This is a genomic window from Acinetobacter sp. YH16056_T, assembly GCF_024605895.1.
Lineage (GTDB): Bacteria > Pseudomonadota > Gammaproteobacteria > Pseudomonadales > Moraxellaceae > Acinetobacter > Acinetobacter amyesii.
Genome location: NZ_CP094545.1, coordinates 239,118 through 259,447 on the forward strand (window position 1 = coordinate 239,118; position 20,330 = coordinate 259,447).

Below are 20,330 nucleotides of genomic sequence, written 5' to 3' on the forward strand. Positions count from 1 at the left end.
AAGCATTAAAAATGGCGACCTAGGGTCGCCATTTTTTTAAGTATTGAGCTGGCTTCGATAGGACAGTGCTTCAGAAACGTGCTGAGCTTGAATGTGTTCACTTTGAGCCAAGTCGGCAATGGTTCTGGCAACACGTAACACCCGATGATAGGCACGCGCAGATAAATTCATTCTCTGCTGGGCTAACTGTAAAATATTCTGTGCAGTAGCATCCAAAACTGCTTGTTGCTCCAATTGCGTCGGCGTCAGTGCCATATTGGATTTTTGCTGGCGATCTATTTGTAACTCATAGGCACGAATGACACGATGCCTAACCGTACTTGAGCTTTCAACCTCTTGCGAACTTTGTAATTCATGCGCTGCCAGTGGCGGGACATCTATATGTAAGTCAATACGATCTAATAATGGACCTGAAATACGGTTTTGATAGCGTTTAATACTTTCAGCACTACATTGACAGCGGCTGTCTTGGTTGAAGGCATAGCCACATGGGCAAGGATTCATCGCCGCAATCAGTTGAAAATTTGCAGGGAAAGTGATTTGACGAGAAGCCCTTGAAATCACAATTTCTTTGGATTCGAGTGGTTGCCGTAATACCTCCAACACCTTTCGATCAAATTCAGGCAGCTCATCTAAAAATAAAACCCCTAAATGTGCCAAGGTGATTTCACCCGGTTTAGGATTTGATCCTCCACCGACGAGGGCAATCGCAGATGCCGTATGGTGTGGCGCACGAAATGGACGTTGCCCAAAATGATGATTTGCACCTGCAATGGAATAAATACTCGCGACTTGCAAATTTTCTTGCATATCTAAGGGGGGCAGAATACTAGCCAAACGCGAGGCGAGTAGAGTTTTGCCTGTGCCCGGAGGGCCACGAAATAGTAGGGAGTGACCGCCTGCAGCCGCAATTTCTAAAGCACGACGTGGTCTGAGTTGACCTTTCACATCAGATAAATCAAAGGGATAACTGTGTTGATTGGCTGACGATGTCGAGGGATGGCTACTGATTAAGGCTGAACGACTTAAATGTTCACACACATCCTTAAGATGCTGTGCAGGAAAGACTTGGAACTCCGGCAGTTGTGCCGCTTCATCGGCATTGAGTGCCGGTAGAATCAGATGATGCCCGATATGCTGACAGGCAATGGCTATACTTAAGATGCCACTGACAGGTCGTAAATAACCATCAAGTGCCAATTCTCCAATAAATTCAAAACCATCTGCTGCATTTTCAGGAAGTTGTCCCGACGCGATCAGAATCCCTAAAGCAATGGCGAGATCTAAACGTGAACCATCTTTGGGTAAATCTGCGGGTGCTAGATTAATGGTCAGACGTTTGGTCGGAAACTGAAAGCCGCTATTAATAATCGCAGAGCGGACACGGTCTTTACTTTCACGGACGGCGGCCTCAGGTAGGCCCACAATGGTCAATGACGGTAGGCCTTGGCTGACATGAACTTCAACTTCAATTTGGGGTGCATTTAAGCCGAGCAAACCCCGAGTATAGATTTTGGCAAAAGACATATTATTGTTCCGTTATGGTGCATTATTTTTAATCGTTATGCGTCTTTTGTTGCACTAAAAAGGTGCTTATTTTTTGTTCTGAATTTTTTGTTCGAGTTCTTCGACGTGTTTCAACAATTCATTTAAACGTAAATTGGCATTATTCAGTGCAGTACGTTGGCGTTCGATTTCTTCTTTAGATACGAGATCCATTTTGCTCACAGCTTCATTGAGTAAGCTGCGAAGATTATGTTCGACGTCTTTTTTCGGCTGATCGATTTGTTCTAATATCGCTTGTAATAAGGTTTCAATCATTGTTTTGACCATCCTCAGTGAATTGGTGGCAGCAGTTTAACATCGCCACATTCATGACCATAGTGCTTTTATTTAAATATGCGTTTAATCGATCAGTAAAATCGTAATTCTTCTAGTAAAAACGTCTATTTTTATAAGCATACGCAAGATTATCCGTATAAAATAGGTTATAAAGAAATCTCATGCTGGGCTGACTATTTTCCCCCGACTGTAGTCATATTGGCATGAAAATTGAACATAAAACCTTACAGGTGAAATAAGCCGAAGGAAAACAAAACATGAAGCTCGTAACTGCAATTGTAAAACCTTTTAAATTAGATGACGTGCGTGAAGCACTCTCTGAAAATGGTGTTCAAGGGATCACTGTCACTGAAGTTAAAGGCTTCGGTCGCCAGAAAGGTCATACTGAACTTTATCGTGGTGCTGAATACGTGGTTGATTTCTTACCAAAAGTAAAAATCGAAATCGCAATCAGTGATGAAATGGTCGATACCGTAATTGAATCAATTACTCGTGTTGCAAGCACAGGAAAAATTGGCGACGGTAAAATTTTTGTAAGCAATCTGGAACAAGTCATCCGTATCCGTACTGGTGAAACAGGTGCAGATGCCGTTTAAAAAATTGGCATGAAGTTTGCTGAGTAGCTAATAACTCAGAAAATCAGGTCGGGGGATACGAATGAAAAAAATGCTAATTGCACTCGGCTTGTCCAGTGCACTTTTAGGTGGTTCTGTTGCGTGGGCTGAAGAAAGCGCAACAGCACCTACAGAAGAAGTCACAGTAGTTGATACTGCAAATACAACAACGCTAAATACAACAGAAGCTGCAGTTCCAGTTGAAGCAGCGCCAGCACCTGCAGAACCAGCACCTACAGAAGAAGAACCTAAGCTCGATACAGGTGATACAGCATGGATTTTAGTATCCACTGCACTTGTGTTACTCATGACAATTCCCGGTTTAGCATTATTTTACGGCGGTATGGTCCGTAAGAAAAATGTACTCAGCACGATGGCACACAGTTTTGTTGCGGCAGGTGTCGTGAGCTTAACGTGGGTGATTGTGGGTTATACCTTAGCATTTGGTGAAGGTAATGCCTTTATCGGTAGCTTAGACAAATTTATGTTGTCGGGCATCACCACAGAAGCCTTGTCCGGTACGATTCCAGAGATTCTTTTTGTTATTTTCCAAATGACATTTGCCATCATTACCGTTGCCATTATTAGCGGTTCGATTGCAGAACGTATGAAATTCGGTGCTTTCGTTGCGTTCATCGCAATTTGGAGTGTCGTGGTTTATGCACCAATTACCCACTGGGTATGGGGCGGTGGTTGGTTAGGTAACGACGGTGCGCTTGATTTTGCGGGTGGTACGGTTGTTCACATCAACTCAGGTGTTGCGGGTCTCGTTGCAGCGTACATGCTTGGTAAACGTATGGGGCTTGGCCGTGAATCTATGGCGCCACATAACCTAACTTTAACCGTCATCGGTGCAAGCCTTGTATGGGTAGGTTGGTTTGGTTTCAACGGTGGTTCTGCACTGGGTGCAAATGGTTCCGCTGGTTATGCATTGGTGGTAACACAAGTTGCAGCAGCGGCAGCAGCAGTGGCATGGTTAATTACTGAAAAAGTGGTTCGTGGTAAAGCGTCTGTTTTGGGTGGTGCTTCTGGTGCAGTAGCAGGTCTTGTGGTGATTACACCTGCGGCAGGTTTCGTAACAGTTGGTGGTGCTTTAGCGATGGGTCTGATCGGTGGTGTGGTTTGCTTCTGGGGGATTACTGCGCTGAAACGTGCGTTGAAAGCGGATGACTCTTTGGATGCGTTTGGTCTACATGGTGTCGGTGGTATCGTGGGTGCGATCCTTACAGCATTCTTTGCCAGCGAATTCATCATGGGTGATAAAGCACCGAGCGACTTAATGCATCAATTATGGGTTCAAGTCGAAGGCGTACTAGCGACTATTGCTTACTCAGCAGTGATGACATTCATTATCTTGAAAGTGATTGATCTAGTGATTGGCATCCGTGTTGAAGCTGATGACGAACGTATGGGTCTAGACTTAAGTCAACATGGTGAACGTGTAGAATAATAAGATCACAGTAAATCAATATATTGTGTAAAACAGCCCGAAAGGGCTGTTTTTTTTCCATATCTAGCGTAAAGCTCTACAAATTTCAAAATTTTTGCTACACTCTAAATCCATTCGGATTTGTTCAATTTAACCGCTATGCATTGTCCATTTTGCAACGCTGAAGACAGTAAAGTGATTGACTCACGTCTTGCTGCTGAAGGCTGTCAGATACGCCGCCGCCGTGAATGTATTAGTTGCGGTGAACGTTTTACAACTTTTGAAAGCTATGAAGTGGTGATGCCGCGTGTCATCAAGTCTGACTCAAAGAGCGAACCTTTTGATGAAGCCAAGCTCCGCCGCTCGCTCATGCATGCCTTGCAAAAGCGTCCAGTAACGCAAGAGCAAATTGAAACGGTACTCAGTGATATTCAATTGCAAATTCGCCGTTTGGGTGAACGTGACGTGAAATCACGCACCATTGGTGAAATTGTCATGCAGTCTTTGTTTGCTTTAGATCATGTGGCTTATGTACGTTTTGCTTCTGTGTATCAAGACTTCCAAGATGTAGAAGCTTTTCGTCGTCAAATTGAACAAATGCAGCAGCGTGAGCACTAATGCACATCTGCTTCCATTTTTATCATGAGTGATTACATGTCTGAGTTAGATCAAGTGCCTTTGCAGCAGCATCAACAGTGGATGCGGCGTGCAATTGCATTGGCACAGCAGGGGCAATACAGCACTCGTCCCAATCCCAATGTGGGCTGTGTAATTGTCAAAGACGGTCAATTGGTTGGTGAAGGCTTTCATCCCAAAGCGGGTCAGCCGCATGCCGAAGTCTTTGCAATGCGTGATGCAGGTGAGGCCGCACGTGGCGCAACCGCTTATGTGACTTTAGAGCCTTGCGCACACTATGGACGTACGCCACCTTGTGCCAAAGGTTTGGTAGAAGCAGGTGTTGCTCAAGTCGTTGTAGCATGTCCCGATCCGAATCCATTGGTTGCGGGTAAAGGTGTACAAATCCTACGTGATGCTGGCATTGAAGTGATCACAGGTATTTGTGAAGCAGAAGCGCATCAATTGAACTTGGGCTTTTTAAAAGCCATGGCGACGGGCATGCCTTATGTCCGGCTCAAAGTCGCATCGAGCCTGGATGGGCGTACTGCCATGGCCTCGGGTGAGTCTAAATGGATTACCGGTGCAATGGCGCGACAAGATGTACAGCATTGGCGTGCGATATCAGGTGCTGTGATTACTGGGATGGAAACAGTATTAGCAGATGATTGCTTACTCAACGTACGTCAACTCGATGATGCTGTTGATATGCGAAGCGTGGTTCAGCCGAAACGTATCGTGCTAGATCGCCAAGGCCGCTTGCCATTAAGCGCAAAAATATTGCAGCAACCTGAAACCGTGATGGTCATGGGGCCATATCGTCAGGAACTTGCTGACTTGGGCGTGGTACAATTTGAAATTCAGCCTTTGGCCGATCTGTTAGCAGCATGCGTTCAACAGTTCCAAATTTATGATGTCCTTGTGGAAGCCGGTGCGACACTTTCGACCGCTTTCTTACAAGAACATTTGATCGATGAAATGATCAGTTATGTTGCACCGACCTTGTTGGGTCAGTCAGCACGTGCGATGTTTAATGCGGAATTTGACCGCATGGCAGAGCAGTTTCGATTTAAGCTGAAAGATGTCACTCAATTGGGTGATGACATTCGCTTAAGGTTAATCCCTTCTCAAGAGACGCTATGAATTCAGAGTCTACGGTTTATCACAAACGTCGTCATGCGGCTCGTACCACAGACGAATATCTTTTCCATCAGTTGGTTCCTTATTTGGGAAACAAACGCCGCCTATTACATCTGATTTTAGAAGCACTTGAGCAAACGGGAACCTTAAAACGCGAAGATGGTCGTGCGCCGATATTTGCAGACTTTTTTGCAGGTTCGGGTGTGGTATCACGGTTGGCTCGTCAAAACGGCTATCGTGTTATTGCCAATGACTGGGAACCCTACAGCCATGCCTTGAACAGCGCGATTCTCTCTTGCGTTGAAGCACCTGCTTTTAAAGAGTTGGGTGGCTATCAGAAAGCGATTGATTATCTGAACCGTTTGCCAGAAGTTAAAGGTTGGGTGACCCATAACTTGTGTCCACGTAATGATGAAATCTACGATCCGGCACGTGACCGTTTATTCTTTAAACGTCGTAATGGTATGCGTATCGATGCGATTCGTCAGCAAATTGCAACTTGGCAGGCTCAAGGCGCGATTGATGATGTGGAAATGAGTGCTTTGTTGGCACCGTTATTGTATTCAGCAAGTTTTGTCAGCAATACCAGCGGTGTATTTAAAAGCTTTCATCATGGTTGGGGTGGTAAAACCCAAGCAGCCTTAGATCGTATCGGTTCATTGTTATGGCTGACCCCAAGTCGTTTTTGTGAAATTGGTGATCCGAAAAAACCCGCCGCGGAAATGTGGTGTGTCGACGCACAGCATTTGGCCAATCAAATGAGCGGCTTTGAAGTAGATGTGGCTTATCTCGATCCACCATATAACCAACATGCTTATAGCAGTAACTACCATGTGTTGAATGCCTTAACGTTATGGGATCAGGTGGATTTACCAACGCCAGATACCAAAGGCTTTAAGAGCGGAATCGACCGTGCATGGCGTAAAGAACGTCCAAGTCCATATAATTCTTCGAAGCATGCGAAAGAAGCTTATGAAAAATTATTAGAAACCATCAATGCACGTTACATCCTGACGAGCTATTCAACCGATGGTAATATCAGCGCCACAGATTTGTTACAAGCCAATTTAAAACGTGGCAGAGTAAGCTTATTGACGCAAGATGTACCACGTTACCGCGTGAGTAAGCAGCGTCAGTCTGAACGTGCACGCGTACTAGAGTTTATTGTCATCACGGATACGCATGCCAAATCAGGTCCACCAATCCGTCAGTTGTTGAGTCAATTGCACCATTTTGCAGAATTAGGTGGTGTCGATACCTCTGGCGTGAGCACGCAACTTGATTTGTGGTAAAAATCATCGCCCCATATTTTTTAGGGATTGAACATGTTTACAGGCATTATTGAAAGTCTAGGTAAAGTTGAAAGCATTCAAAACGTGGGTGGCGATGTCCGCTTGCGTATCCAGACAGATTTAGACATGTCGGATGTGCATTTGGGAGATTCTATTGCCACCAATGGCATTTGCTTAACCGTGATTGACTTTGGTAGCAATTGGTATGCAGCTGATGTATCACGTGAAAGTTTAAATCGGACCACTTTGGAACACTGGAAAGCAGGGCAGGCAGTAAATGTGGAAAAAGCCATGTTGCCGACCACGCGTTTTGGTGGACATATTGTCAGTGGTCATGTCGATGCAGTGGGTGAAATCACTCAAGTTCGTTCAGATGCACGTTCAATTTATTTTGAAGTGACCGCACCGAAAGAAATTGCACGCTATTTAGCAGAAAAAGGCTCTGTGACCGTGGATGGTATTAGCCTGACGATTAACCATTTACGTGGCAATGTGCTGAGCTTAAATTTAATTCCGCACACGGCTGAACGAACCAATATCGGTACGTGGAAAGCTGGGGCTAAAGTGAACTTGGAAGTGGATGTTTTAGCACGTTATATTGAGCGTTTATTGCTCGGAGATAAAGCCGCTGAGACCACAGCGCAATCTAAAATTAGCTTAGATTTTCTCGCTGAAAATGGCTTCTTGAAATAAGTTGATACCGAAGAAAACCAAACAGTCTGATTGAAAAATTAGACTGTTTTTTTATTTTTGGTGATAATGCGTCGCGGAATGACATATATGATGAATAATCAGACAGGTGATAATGATTGATTTCTTACTGAATCTGGAACAGTGGTTACCCATGTTATTGGAAAATTATGGTGTGTGGATTTATGCCATTTTATTTCTGGTGATATTTTCAGAAACGGGTTCAGTATTTATGTTCTTCCTGCCGGGAGACAGCCTGTTGCTTGCCATCGGCGCATTATGTTCAACGACGGAAGTGGTGCATTTACACACCATGGGGCTGATGTTATTTGTCGCATCGGTCTTGGGCTACTGCGTCAATTACTATACGGGCAGCGTGCTAGGCATTAAGTACTTTAATAAGCACACACGTTACTTTAAGCCCGAATATATGGTCAAAACCAATAAATATTTTATGAAGCATGGCGGTAAAACGATTTTAGTCGCACGCTTTGTACCTTTTGTACGTTCTTTTGCGCCTTTTGCCGCTGGGTCTGCGCGCATGAGCCTCGGTACATTTATGTTTTATAATGTGCTAGGTGGTTTCATCTGGATTGGATTACTACTCGGTATCGGTTATTTCCTAGGACATACTGTTTCTGCAGTTGCAGATTTGGTCTAAGCTAAACTTAGACATAAAAAAAGCCCACAGTTGTGGGCTTTTTTTATGGAGTCGATGACAACTTAGTGTTTTGTAACGGTCACCACATCAAGGGTTTGAAAAATCGAGCTGTGGGGCGGTTGCTGAATGCTAAAACCACCTTTTTCTGATTCTCGGCTGAGATACACCGAAATACTGTGAAAGTCTGAATGACTCAGCCAAAGATCTTTGGCACGAATGTCCCATTGTTCTCCAGCAGATAGAGAGGATATTTTCTGGGTAATCTGGTGAATGATGTCCATATTGAATTCCCATCTGGATGCATGATTATATTTTTAGGATGCCTGAAGCATTGTATTTTGAGGGACAATGCTTCAGCCATATGAACATCATGTTGCAAATACATGTCAGTTTAATGACAGTGACCAGATTTCGATCGACAGCTTACGATGCTTGGGATGATGTAGATTCTGTCGAAAAATTGGAGTTTTCTAAGATATAGTCAATTTCTTCTTGTGCTGCAGCTTTCAATTTTGCACGGAAATCACTGACTGCCATTTCGATTTGCGTTTCTGCCTCAAGTTCCAAACGCACGCGTACACTTTCAAGTTCTGACAACATTTGTCCTTCGCTGACCGATAAGCTTTGGCTTAATCCTGCTAAACCCGTTTCAGGATTTTTATGATAGCGAGCGGCATAGTGTTGTACTTCACGATCAAGATTATGTTGCATCATGGTGAGCGCTTGCGTTTGTGCAGCAAAGCGTAACTCTTCGTCACGTTTCAGTTGTTCTGCATAGGCTTGTTCAGCTTCACGTTTTTCTTCTAAGGCTTTTTCTAAAGCCAATTGTTTACGAATGCGAGCATCTTCAATCAGCTGTGCTTTCAAATCTGCATAGGCAGACTCAATTTTGTCAAAAGACATTTGCTGTTGCTGTTGGTCATTGACTAGCCATTGTTGAATGTCTGTACTGGGATTGAGTACATCGCAAACGCGACCAAGGTCATCAATAAAGGTCTGACGAATAGCTTCAGGTACTTTTAACCAGCGCTGTTTAAAGTCTGGACCGACATTCAATGCCATGGTGCATCTCCTTGCAAATAGGGTAAAACCAATATCACGTTAAAGTTTATGGGTCTGTGGTTGAACGCCCAAACGTCGATATTGTTTATATTTTTCACGCCCGATAATTTTAGCGGGTTCGTTATTTTCAATAATTTCGATAATGTGACTAAAACTTGCGAACTGTTCAAGTGCTTGATCGTTAAAATTAAACACAATCCAGTCGGCTTGCTCAGGCAATTGGGCAGAAATACAGACCGTTGCCTCGGCTTGATCGATACCATGGGGAATGAAACCTGTGTGATCGAAACTCCACAGGCGTTCATCAAGTTGTTGCTGTAAGTCTGGGTCAGCACAATGTAGCCAAATACGTACAGGCTGACGCAGAATCTTACGGCATAAACGACAAGTGCTTTCGACTTGTCGTTCAGGACTTTTTTCAAATAAATAAAAGCTAACTTTAGCCATTCGCTTGAGCACGATTCGCTAAGAATTGCATTAATAATGGCACAGGACGACCTGTTGCGCCTTTATTTGCACCTGAGTTCCATGCAGTCCCAGCAATATCTAAATGCGCCCAACGATATTCACGCGTAAAGCGTTGAAGGAAACATGCAGCTGTTACAGAACCTGCTTTTGGACCACCAATGTTGGCAATATCTGCAAATGGAGAATCAAGTTGTTCTTGATAATCTTCAATCACGGGCATGCGCCATACGCGGTCAAAGCTATGTTGACCCGCAGCAGTCAATTCAGCCGCCAGTTCATCATCCGGAGTGAACATACCAGTAAGGACTGAACCCAGTGCTACGACACATGCACCTGTGAGGGTTGCAATATCAATTACCAGTGCAGGGTTAAAGCGTTTTACATAGGTCAAGGTATCGCACAGCACCAAACGACCTTCGGCATCGGTATTTAGAATTTCAACGGTTTGACCGCTCATGGTCGTCACGATATCACCTGGGCGAGTGGCATGACCAGACGGCATGTTTTCTGCAGCAGCAATTGCACCGACTACATGAATCGGTAATTTCGCTTCACACAGCGCACGGATGGTACCCAAAACTGATGCTGAACCACACATGTCGAATTTCATTTCGTCCATGCCTGCACCCGGTTTAAGTGAGATACCGCCAGTATCAAAAGTCACGCCTTTACCAACAAGCACCACTGGCGCTTCTTCACGATTTGAAAGGTATTCGATGGTAATAATACGGCCTGGACGGTCAGAACCTTTACTCACAGCAAGGAAAGCACCCATACCGAGATCAGCCATTTGCTGTTCATCGAGTACAGTCACTTTGAGTTGATCTGGGAATTCAGCTGCAAGTGCTTGAGCTTGTTCGGCTAAATATTCAGGAAAACAGATATTGCCCGGACGGTTACCTAAGTCACGAGTAAAACTTTGACCTGATTGCACTGCAGAAATTAATTCAAGCTGTGCAGTGGTTAATGGACTTTCAGTAGCGATTAAATGGATCTGCTCCAAAACAAATTCATTTTTCTTAGACTTGTATTCATCAAATGCATAAGCCGCTTGCGTCAGGCTAAGTGCAAATAAATAATGTTGTTCTTGTGGTAGGGCAGAGATATCGACACTGATCTGTTTGAATTTTTTTTGTGACGCTTTAATAATGGTTTGTGCAATTTTTGCAAATTTATTGACCTGTAATTCAGCAACTTTGCCGAGGCCTAAAAGTGTGCTGTTACGACAAGCGGCAATGTTCGCCACCAAAGGCAGGCTTTCATTGAGTGCTGCTTTAAATTGAGTCGCGTCAATTAAATTATCTAAATCATTGATTTGATATGAAGTAGCTGCATTTGTAACGTGCTCAGAATCTACTAATATCAACAAATATTGGCTGGACGCATTCGCTTGGAATGACGTATTAATAGAAAGTTTCATGTGCGGTATTTATGCCTTTTTAAATTTATAAACCATTAAACCATTGAAACATTTATATGAATAGAGTTTCAATGAGCAACAAGGGTATAGGTTTTATATTTTCTACATTCGGGTAAACTAACGCTAGTTTTTATTGGCCCTATTTTTGGAAGAATTAATTTGATTATTCGGCGTTATCTGGTCAAGCAAGTGGTGTCGACATCACTGGTTGTGATTGCCTTATTGACCTTGATCATGATGGGTGGTCGTTTGATCAAGTACTTTGGTGTGGCGGCGCAGGGTCGTTTAGATGCAAGTATTTTATTTAGCATCATTGGCTACCGTTTGCCTGAATTTTTAACCTTAATTCTTCCGCTCGGTTTCTTTATTGGTCTGATGTTGGTCTTTGGTCGTCTGTATGTCGATCATGAAATGGCTGTGCTCAATGGTAGCGGTGTCAGTCGTAATCAATTGTCACGTTTATTGGTGCCGATGACCGTGGTCTTTATGGCTGTTCAAGCATTTTTGATGCTGTGGGCGTCGCCTTGGGGCATCCGTCAGTTTGAAGCATTAACGACTTCGCAAGCGGTACGAACAGGCTTTGACTTGGTTCGACCGAAAGAGTTTATTTCCTCTGGGCCCTATACCATTTATGCAGGGGACTTGTCAGAAGACCGTAAAAACTTAAAAGATATTTTCTTCTATCAGCGTGCAGAAAAAGAGGGCAAGCCTGATGTCATTATTTTGGCAAAAGAAGCGACCCGCGTCGAAGTGCCCGATGACAATGCCAATGTGGTTGATTTAGTTGAAGGCCGCCGTTACGAAATCTATCCGGGGCAACCGCGTTATTCTCAAGCTGAATTCCAAAGTTATCGTTTACGTTTAGAAAATGATAAAGAAGCAAAATTTGAAAGTACCGAAGTAGAAGCTTTACCAACCTCGAAGTTATGGGATAACCGTCATGATCCTGTGGTTGCCAGTGAACTTGGTTGGCGAATCTTTGTGCCGTTCGCTATTTTGGTGGCGTTATTGCTTGCCACTGCTTTGTCTGAGGTCAGTCCTCGTCAAGGGCGTTACCTAAAACTGTTCCCAGCCTTACTTATTTTTGCCAGTTTAATCGTGGCTTTAATGGCGATCAAAACGCGGATCAGTAAAGAAGAAATGGGCATCTGGGCTTATCCACTTGTTTTGGTAATTTACGGCATTGCAGCGGCATTGTTCTCGCGTAAACAAAAATTAGCGCCCAAAATTAAGAAACAAATTCAGCGAGTGAGGTCTTAAAATGTTGGCACGTCGTATAGTTGCAAAACATGTGACCAAAACTACTGCTTTAGCCATGCTTGGTGCGACCGCGGTATTGGCTGGCTTACAAGTGCTTTTTACTTATTTAGGTGAATTGGGCTCGCTGAAAGAAGGCTATAACGCATGGAATGCTTTGCAGTATGTGTTATGGAGTTCACCGAATTATTTATATGAAATTTTGCCGATTTCAGCCTTGATTGGTGCAGTACTGGGTTTAGGGACTCTAGCTTCAAATAGTGAATTAATTGTGATGCGTTCGGTCGGCATCAGCCTTTGGCGGATTGTGGGCTGGGTGATTCGTTCGGCACTCATTTTGGTGGTTTTATCCTTTGCATTAAGCGAATGGGTCATTCCCTATACCAATGAACAAGCCAAAAGCGTCAAAAGTCACCGCACTGCGGCTGAACTGGGCGAAGTCAAAGGCTATTGGTCACGTGAAGGCCAGCGCTTTATTTATATTGACTATGCCAATTCACAAGGTCAAATTAAAGATGTTCAGGTTGTTGATTTTGATGAAAAATATCGTTTGCGAGGCACTTTAGATGCGGAGCAAGGGAATTTTGTCAAAAATGGGGCTTGGACACTGCAAAATTCAACCCAAGTCGACCTATTAGCGACGGGTGATGCTGTGGCTAAGCAAAATGCTGAACAGCCGCTTTCATTGGCCTTGCAACCTAAATATGTGCATATGGTTACCATTGACCCTGAAGACCTATCACCCAGTCAATTGGTGAGCTTTATGAGTTATATGCATGAATATAGCCAAGTCCCGAAAACTTACCAATTGGCGTTTTGGCAAAAGTTTGGTTCGCCCTTTGCTTTAATTGCCTTAGTGGTGATTGCGTGTTCATTTATTTTTGGACCTTTACGTCAACAGTCGATGGGTTTCCGCTTGGTGATTGCCTTATTTGCTGGACTGGGCTTTTACTACTTACAAGATTTCTTGGGTTATGCAAGTTTGGTGTACGCTCCATCGCCTGCATGGTTCGTCTTTATACCAATTATTTTGATGTTTGTAGCGGGTGGCTATCTGCTGCACCGCGCACGTTAAGTGCATGCAAGATTGAGTAAAACAATGTTGATGACCTAGATAAACCATGGTTGTCACATAGAGTCTTCACCGAAAATTCGGTAAGATAGTATGATTAATTTATAAACGAAAGAGTGTTCATTATGACGGATGCAACTGCTGGCAAAATCCCACACGTATTGGTAATTATGGATGGTGTGGGTCATCGCGAAGCGGTCGAGGACAATGCCTTTTTAGCAGCAAAACGACCTAACTTGACTGCAATGCAGGAAAAGCATCCGCATGGATTGATTTCAGGCTCTGGCGAAGACGTTGGTTTACCTGATGGTCAAATGGGTAACTCTGAAGTGGGTCACATGAACCTTGGTGCAGGACGTGTGCTGTATCAAGACTTTACTCGTATTACCAAAGATATTCGTACCGGTGCCTTCTTTGAACATGACGTATTAGTCGATGCGGTTGAAAAAGCCAAAGCTGCAAACCGTGCTGTACATATCATGGGCTTGTTGTCTGAAGGTGGTGTGCATTCACATGAAGATCACATTGTGGCGATGGCTGAATTGGCATTAAAACGTGGTGCAAAAGTTTATCTTCATGCATTCCTTGATGGTCGTGATACGCCACCAAAAAGCGCACAACCTTCGCTTGAAAAATTAGATGCGCTGTTTGCTCAGTATCCGGGTCAAGGTCGTATTGCTACCATGATTGGTCGTTACTTTGCGATGGACCGTGACAACCGTTGGGATCGTGTTGAGCAAGCCTATCGCCTATTAACTGAAGGTGAAGCAGTGCGCACTGCAGCGACTGCTGTTGAAGGTCTAGAGCAGGCTTATGCTGCTGAAGAATCAGATGAATTTGTGAAAGCGACGCGTATTGGTGATTTAGCACCGATTCAAGATGGTGATAGCGTTGTCTTTATGAACTTCCGTGCTGACCGTGCGCGTGAAATTACCAAAGCATTTGTGGAAAAAGATTTTGCAGGTTTTGAACGTAAAGTGGTTCCTGCTTTATCAAAATTTGTCATGTTGACACGTTACCAAGCAACAATTGATGCACCTGTGGCTTATATGCCAGAAGCGTTGCATAACTCGATTGGTGAATACCTGTCTAATTTGGGTAAAACACAACTGCGTATTGCTGAAACTGAAAAATATGCACACGTGACTTTCTTCTTCAGTGGTGGTCGTGAAGACGAATATCCGGGTGAAAAACGTATTTTGATTCCATCACCAAACGTTGCGACCTATGATTTAAAACCAGAAATGAGCGCTTATGAAGTCACTGATGAGTTGGTTGCCGCAATTAATTCAGGTGAGTACGACTTACTGGTTGTGAACTATGCCAATGGTGATATGGTCGGACATACTGGTGTATTTGATGCAGCAGTGAAAGCAGTTGAAGCTGTAGACACGTGCTTAGGTCGTGTGTATGAAGCTGTGATGGCAAATAAAGGTCACATGCTAGTGACTGCCGATCATGGTAACGTAGAGCAAATGCAGGATTACCAAAGTGGTCAGGTGCATACTCAACATACCACTGAACTTGTGCCATTTATCTATGTTGGTCCGACCAATGCAACAATTGCAGAAGGTGGTGTTTTGGCTGACGTAGCGCCGACACTGTTAACTCTTATGCACATTCCTGTACCAACAGAAATGCAAGGTCGTAACTTGATTACTCTTGAATCTTAAAATGTAAGGAAGCATGAATGACTAAAGCACACTGGACGTCAGTTGTAAGCCTTACAGCCTTGCTGCTGTGTTCTAGTCATTCGACATGGGGAGCCGACAAAGCAAAGTCGGCTTTCGATGAGTTTGATGGCAGCTATGAACAAAGTTATGCCGAAGTACCTGTCGAATCGATCCAACAATTTGTTCAAATCTATGGCATTGTCAAAGAAAATTATGTAGTTGAAAAAAATGACGATGCATTATTCCAACAAGCCATCAAAGGCATGGTCAGTGGTTTAGACCGTTATTCACGATATCTTTCACCTGAAGACTATAAGCAGCTTTTGCAATACACCGAAGGGGATATTGCGAGTGTCGATTTCAATTTGCGCTTTGATGTAGGTTTACAGCAATGGGTCATCACCAATTTAAAGCCTGATGCCGATTCAGCAAAGCTAGGTCTGAAAAATGGCACGGCGGTGTTTAAAATTGATGATCAAGAACTCAAAAAACTCAATCAAGATCAAGTGCGACACTTACTCACCGGCAGTATCGGCTCGACGCTGAATCTACAGCTGATAACTGCAAGTCAACCGATCAATTTGGTCAGAAACACTAAAGTTGAAACAGATATAGAATCTAAATTATTAAATAATCAGGTTTTAGTATTACACGTTAAAGTTTTTCAACAAGATACTGCCAATGAAATAAAGCGTTTAATTGAAAGTCACGGTTCACGTGTCAAAGCCGTATTGTTTGATTTAAGAAATAACCCCGGTGGGTTATTGTCCGCAGCTGTCGAGTCTGCCGATTTATTTTTGAATCAGGGCATTATTGTGTCGACACGAAGTCGATCTGAGGGTGACCAACAATTTCAGGCTTTACCAAGTTTTGAATTTCAAAATATGAAAGTCGGCATCTTAATCAACAATCGTTCTGCTTCTGCCGCAGAGGTCTTTACCGCAGCCTTAAAAGAGCATAAACGTGCATGGGTAGCGGGTGAGAAAAGTTATGGTAAAGGTGTGGTTCAAAAACTATTTCCATTGAGTAATGGTGCGGCTTTACAAATGACTGTGTCGCAATATCTGACACCGAATGGCAAAATGATTGAAGGAATTGGGGTGCAGCCAGACTATAACTATCCGCTGCAACATGATGCACGTGAAGATCACTATGTCGATCATGTTGCAGAGTTATTGCTGAATCAAAAATAAACAGCAATACGCTGGAAAGCTTTTACTCTTCGTCTTCGGTATCTAAGCCGAATTTTTTCAAACGATAGCGCAATGAGCGGAATGACATGCCTAATTTTTTTGCGGCAAGGGTTCGGTTCCAATGGGTAAGGTTTAACGCATTCATGAGCACTTCTTTTTCGATATTTTCTAAAAAGAGCTCTAAACCTTCTTCAGGTAGTTTGCGAGGGACCACACTCTGTTCGTTGCTGTTTGCACTCAGCTGAGCAGATTCATTCGTTGCTGTAGCGGAATTGAACTGAGCACTTGGTTGTCTTAATGGCGCACTTTGCAGATGTTGAAGATCAATCTGATCATCATCGCAGAGGGTCATAGCACGTTCGATAATATTGCGGAGTTCACGAACATTACCCGGATAATATTGGTTGAGTAGGAAATTTTTCGCTCGTTCAGTCAGAGGCTTAGTGGCAATTTCCCATTCATGGCTAATTTTTTGAATAAAATGTTGCGCCAATAAGAGGATATCGTCGCCACGTTCACGTAAGGCAGGCAACACTAAATCCATCACATGGATACGGAAAAATAAATCTTGGCGGAAGCGACCTTGTTGGACGAGAGCTTCTAAGTCCTGATGACTGGCACTGATCACACGGAAATCGACATCAATTTCACAGTCTGAACCCACAGGACGTATACGTTTTTCCTGTACTGCGCGTAGCAATTTAACTTGCATGGCTAAAGGTAATTCGGCAATTTCGTCCAAAAATAAGCTACCGCCATGTGCAGATTGAATCAGACCTTGTTTGTCTTGGGTGGCACCACTAAAGCTGCCTTTTTTATGACCAAAAAGTTCACTTTCCATTAACTCTGTGGGAATTGCCCCGCAGTTAATGGCAATAAAGGGTCCTTCATTACGGTTGCTTAAACGGTGAACCAAATTGGCCACGACCTCTTTACCTGTACCAGATTCACCCGTAATAAAAACAGGTGCTTGTGAACGTGCAATTTTCTTTAAGGTTCGACGCAATTGCTGGATTGGGAGCGATTCACCAATTAACATTTTATGCTCTAAAGCATCTTGCGAAGTAATGTCTTCGGCCAAAGGCTTATTCAGGGCTTTTTGTAGCAGTTGTTCAAGATGTTTGGGATTGATCGGTTTGCTGACAAAATCGAATGCTCCCGCCTTTAATGCGGCAATGGCAATGTCCATGTTGCCATAGGCAGTAAGCACAGCAACGGGTAGGGAAGGACAGTGTTCATTCATCCAATCTAAGAGCTGTAGACCATTACCATCCGGTAAGTTGAGATCGGTTAGGCAGGCATCGTAGCTATAGGTAGACAAGGCTTTTTTAGCTTCGTCGAGGCGATGCGCAACATGTGTTTTAACCCCCATCCTTGATAAAGACATCTGCATCAGCATACATAAGTCTTCTTCGTCATCAACTAACAATACCAGTGGTTGTGAATCCACAGTTTTCCCCTAAAAACAATTAAATAACAGCTTGTAAGCACTCAATCCTAAAGCAAGCTCCCTGTTTTTGTTCTACATAGGAAAGCTGTGCTTGATTCGCTTCACAGAAGCTATGAGCAAGATATAATCCTAAACCAGTTCCAGTAATTTCGGTACTAAAAAATGGTTGAAATAACTGTGCGCGATTTTGTAAAGCAACCCCATGACCGAAATCTCGGACATCGATCTGGACTTTTTTTTGATCTGTACGCGCCACCACTTCGATATACGACATGTCCGGATTGTTATGGCGAATCGCATTACGAATTAGGTTGATTAAAATTTGTCTGAACTGTGCCTCATCAAAATCGATCAAGGTTTTGGCTTGTACATTGAGTCGAATGTTCTGTTGAATGTCTGCCAGATCTTCTTGTAGGAACAACGGTAAAAATTGTTCTAGATTCAGACGAGTCGGATGGGTTTCCTTATTGCGCACCATATTTAGGGTGTCTTGAATAATTCGGTCAATCCGCACCGCTTGACGTGAAATCATATGATTCAACATGTGCTGTTGTTCGGTATCACTTTGCGGATATAAATCATTGGCATGCACAATCGCCGCTAAAGGATTACGAATTTCGTGAGCAATACTGGCGGAGAGTTGCCCTAAAGCGGCTAATTTTAGTTGTTGCACTTGCTGATTGAGTTTTTGTGCATCTTGTAAAATCAGCAAGGTCAGCATTTGATGCGGCACAACGAGTTTTTGTACGAGTACCTGAATGTGGTATTGGCTTTGTTGCGATTCAAATTGAAATTTTTCCCCGCTTTTTAAATCTTCAAACTTGAGTAATTCAAATAAGTCGGGCTGCGTGGTATACAGTGGATATTGATCATGATGATAAGAATTTGGCATGCCGAGTAAATGGCAAGCAGCAGGATTACTCAGCACCACATGACAGTTTTCATCCAAAACCAAATAGCCCGTATCAATCTGTTCTAAAATATAGCGGTTAATGTTTTGTAGTCGATGTAGCTCTAAAGATTGCGAAAAATTCAGATTTTCCAATAACTGAAAACGTTTCACGGCAATTTGCGCACTGCCATACACTACACAAAATAAAAAAGCCAAAATCGCACTGTTGGTTAAATTTTTAAGTGAGGTAAATTCAAGAATTGAACCTAAAAACAGTTGATATACCACACAGATCACAGCGATGAGGGTGATGACCAAGGCTTTTTGGGCATCTAATAACAGGGATGCTGCAAAAATCGTAATCACAAACAGCAAACTCAAATGTAAATTGGGTCCATCGATGGCTAAGGTCAGTAAGCTCAGCGAAATCACATCTACGATGAATAACAGCAGTAGCTGGTTTGGAATACGGACTTTGAAGCGTCCAAGCGACATGAATTGAATGCTGGTAAACAGCAAATAAATCGTCAATACATATAGGTATAAACGTGGGTATTCATAATCTGAACTGAATTGAGTGTAGGTCAGTAAAAAGACCAGTAACAGACAGGCACTGATGATAAAGCGATAAGCACTGTACCAAAGGCCCAAATGATACTGGTTCAATTCACTATGGATTGAACGCTGTGTCATAAGTAACAGGATGTACGTTGTGTTAAGGTTTGATTAACCCGTAGCGAATCGCCAAGTGAGTTAGTTTGACATCACTATCAATATTCAGTTTTTCAAAAATGCGGTAACGGTAGGTGTTCACTGTTTTAACGCTAACGAATAATTTATCGGAAATTTCTTGTGCGCTAATACAATTGACCACCATCATGGCAACTTGCATTTCACGCTCAGACAGGGCATCGAAAGGTGATTGTTGGGTATCAGACAAATATGAACTGGCCAGTTGTTCCGCAATGTCTGCACTGAAATATTTGCCACCTTGCATCACTTTATTAATCGCACGGACCATTTCAGTGACTGGTGCACCTTTGGTGATATAGCCTTTGGCACCTGCTTTTAACAATAAAGACGGGTAGGGTTCTTCAGCAAGTCCACTGACTGCGAGGACTTTTGTATCTGGCGCTGTTTGGAGTAGGCGACGTGTGGTTTCTACCCCCCCGATCCCCGGCATATTGACATCTAATAGAACGACATTCGGATGGTGCTGGCGAACAAGTGTAATCGCATCTTCACCAGATTCGGCTTGTCCAATGACTTGGACATCGGCATGGTCTTCGAGCATACGGCAAATACCAGTACGGACTAATTCATGGTCATCTACCACCAAAACTGTGATCACCTACACTCTCCCTCAAGTCAAAATCTGTTTTTTTTGTTACATAAAGCAAAATAAGCTTGCAATGAAACGACAAAATTAGCAATCCTATTCTTATATGAAATGAAAAACTTCATACACAATGTGTGAGCAAAAAATGTTCGTAGTTGTGACCAATGTACGGCATATTGCTGGTCTTGCGCAAATGTTTAGTATCCTGAGTTGAGTGAGCA

The 20,330-nt window shown here is 43.3% G+C and carries 20 protein-coding genes; 11 read left to right on the forward strand and 9 right to left on the reverse strand.

Features of this window, described 5'->3' with window-relative positions; genetic code table 11:
* Positions 1–36: 36 nt before the first annotated feature.
* Both MST17_RS01110 and MST17_RS01115 read right to left on the reverse strand, forming a co-directional pair.
* Positions 37–1,527, reverse strand: a complete 1,491-nt coding sequence (locus MST17_RS01110; RefSeq protein ID WP_180026518.1) for a YifB family Mg chelatase-like AAA ATPase — start codon at positions 1,525–1,527, stop codon at positions 37–39.
* 66 nt (positions 1,528–1,593) lie between these two features.
* Complete coding sequence (locus MST17_RS01115; protein ID WP_078189551.1) at positions 1,594–1,821, reverse strand: accessory factor UbiK family protein; 228 nt, start codon at positions 1,819–1,821, stop codon at positions 1,594–1,596.
* 278 nt (positions 1,822–2,099) lie between these two features.
* Here MST17_RS01115 and glnK point away from each other — a divergent pair, with 278 nt between their 5' ends.
* The 7 genes from glnK (at position 2,100) to MST17_RS01150 (ending at position 8,283) form a co-directional block, all read left to right on the forward strand.
* Entirely contained in the window at positions 2,100–2,438 is a 339-nt protein-coding gene (glnK, locus tag MST17_RS01120; protein WP_067763174.1) for a P-II family nitrogen regulator, read from the forward strand.
* Between the two features lie 61 nt (positions 2,439–2,499).
* Positions 2,500–3,906, forward strand: coding sequence for an ammonium transporter (locus MST17_RS01125; protein WP_180026519.1), 1,407 nt, complete (start codon positions 2,500–2,502; stop codon positions 3,904–3,906).
* Positions 3,907–4,044: 138 nt separating this feature from the next.
* Complete coding sequence (nrdR, locus tag MST17_RS01130; protein WP_067763170.1) at positions 4,045–4,503, forward strand: transcriptional regulator NrdR; 459 nt, start codon at positions 4,045–4,047, stop codon at positions 4,501–4,503.
* 36 nt (positions 4,504–4,539) lie between these two features.
* The gene (gene ribD / locus MST17_RS01135) at positions 4,540–5,643 is read left to right on the forward strand and encodes a bifunctional diaminohydroxyphosphoribosylaminopyrimidine deaminase/5-amino-6-(5-phosphoribosylamino)uracil reductase RibD (protein WP_180026520.1); all 1,104 of its coding nucleotides are present in this window, start codon (positions 4,540–4,542) and stop codon (positions 5,641–5,643) included.
* Positions 5,640–6,932: a DNA adenine methylase gene (locus tag MST17_RS01140; RefSeq protein ID WP_078189462.1), complete on the forward strand. Its 1,293-nt coding sequence runs from the start codon at positions 5,640–5,642 to the stop codon at positions 6,930–6,932. Before ribD ends, MST17_RS01140 begins: the two co-directional genes overlap by 4 nt.
* A 33-nt stretch (positions 6,933–6,965) precedes the next feature.
* Entirely contained in the window at positions 6,966–7,625 is a 660-nt protein-coding gene (locus MST17_RS01145; RefSeq protein ID WP_078192598.1) for a riboflavin synthase, read from the forward strand.
* Positions 7,626–7,737: 112 nt separating this feature from the next.
* Positions 7,738–8,283: a VTT domain-containing protein gene (locus MST17_RS01150; RefSeq protein WP_078189460.1), complete on the forward strand. Its 546-nt coding sequence runs from the start codon at positions 7,738–7,740 to the stop codon at positions 8,281–8,283.
* A gap of 62 nt (positions 8,284–8,345) precedes the next feature.
* Here the strand turns inward: MST17_RS01150 and MST17_RS01155 are convergent, their stop codons facing one another.
* From MST17_RS01155 to MST17_RS01170, 4 genes are all read right to left on the reverse strand, one after another.
* Positions 8,346–8,564 carry a hypothetical protein gene (locus tag MST17_RS01155; protein ID WP_078192596.1) on the reverse strand — a complete coding sequence of 73 codons (219 nt, stop codon included), beginning with the start codon at positions 8,562–8,564 and terminating at the stop codon, positions 8,346–8,348.
* 142 nt (positions 8,565–8,706) lie between these two features.
* Complete coding sequence (locus MST17_RS01160) at positions 8,707–9,345, reverse strand: hypothetical protein (RefSeq protein ID WP_180026521.1); 639 nt, start codon at positions 9,343–9,345, stop codon at positions 8,707–8,709.
* A 39-nt stretch (positions 9,346–9,384) separates the two neighbouring features.
* A complete protein-coding gene (locus tag MST17_RS01165) occupies positions 9,385–9,792 on the reverse strand; it encodes a DNA polymerase III subunit chi (RefSeq protein WP_078189457.1) in 408 nt (135 codons plus the stop codon).
* Positions 9,785–11,233 carry a leucyl aminopeptidase gene (locus MST17_RS01170; RefSeq protein WP_180026522.1) on the reverse strand — a complete coding sequence of 483 codons (1,449 nt, stop codon included), beginning with the start codon at positions 11,231–11,233 and terminating at the stop codon, positions 9,785–9,787. Before MST17_RS01170 ends, MST17_RS01165 begins: the two co-directional genes overlap by 8 nt.
* 159 nt (positions 11,234–11,392) lie before the next feature.
* Between MST17_RS01170 and lptF the strand changes: the two genes are divergently transcribed.
* The 4 genes from lptF (at position 11,393) to MST17_RS01190 (ending at position 16,428) form a co-directional block, all read left to right on the forward strand.
* Positions 11,393–12,493: an LPS export ABC transporter permease LptF gene (lptF, locus tag MST17_RS01175; RefSeq protein WP_180004700.1), complete on the forward strand. Its 1,101-nt coding sequence runs from the start codon at positions 11,393–11,395 to the stop codon at positions 12,491–12,493.
* A gap of 1 nt (position 12,494) precedes the next feature.
* Positions 12,495–13,565: an LPS export ABC transporter permease LptG gene (gene lptG, locus MST17_RS01180; RefSeq protein WP_078189454.1), complete on the forward strand. Its 1,071-nt coding sequence runs from the start codon at positions 12,495–12,497 to the stop codon at positions 13,563–13,565.
* Between the two features lie 122 nt (positions 13,566–13,687).
* Positions 13,688–15,235 carry a 2,3-bisphosphoglycerate-independent phosphoglycerate mutase gene (gpmI, locus tag MST17_RS01185; RefSeq protein WP_180026523.1) on the forward strand — a complete coding sequence of 516 codons (1,548 nt, stop codon included), beginning with the start codon at positions 13,688–13,690 and terminating at the stop codon, positions 15,233–15,235.
* 17 nt (positions 15,236–15,252) lie between these two features.
* Positions 15,253–16,428, forward strand: coding sequence for a S41 family peptidase (locus MST17_RS01190; protein WP_180026524.1), 1,176 nt, complete (start codon positions 15,253–15,255; stop codon positions 16,426–16,428).
* A gap of 22 nt (positions 16,429–16,450) precedes the next feature.
* Here the strand turns inward: MST17_RS01190 and MST17_RS01195 are convergent, their stop codons facing one another.
* The 3 genes from MST17_RS01195 to MST17_RS01205 all read right to left on the reverse strand — a co-directional run bounded on the left by MST17_RS01195 (position 16,451) and on the right by MST17_RS01205 (position 20,121).
* Positions 16,451–17,827, reverse strand: coding sequence for a sigma-54 dependent transcriptional regulator (locus tag MST17_RS01195; protein WP_218949186.1), 1,377 nt, complete (start codon positions 17,825–17,827; stop codon positions 16,451–16,453).
* A gap of 70 nt (positions 17,828–17,897) precedes the next feature.
* Complete coding sequence (locus MST17_RS01200; RefSeq protein WP_180026526.1) at positions 17,898–19,463, reverse strand: PAS domain-containing sensor histidine kinase; 1,566 nt, start codon at positions 19,461–19,463, stop codon at positions 17,898–17,900.
* Positions 19,464–19,485: 22 nt separating this feature from the next.
* Positions 19,486–20,121, reverse strand: a complete 636-nt coding sequence (locus MST17_RS01205) for a response regulator (protein ID WP_078189449.1) — start codon at positions 20,119–20,121, stop codon at positions 19,486–19,488.
* Positions 20,122–20,330 lie beyond the last annotated feature (209 nt).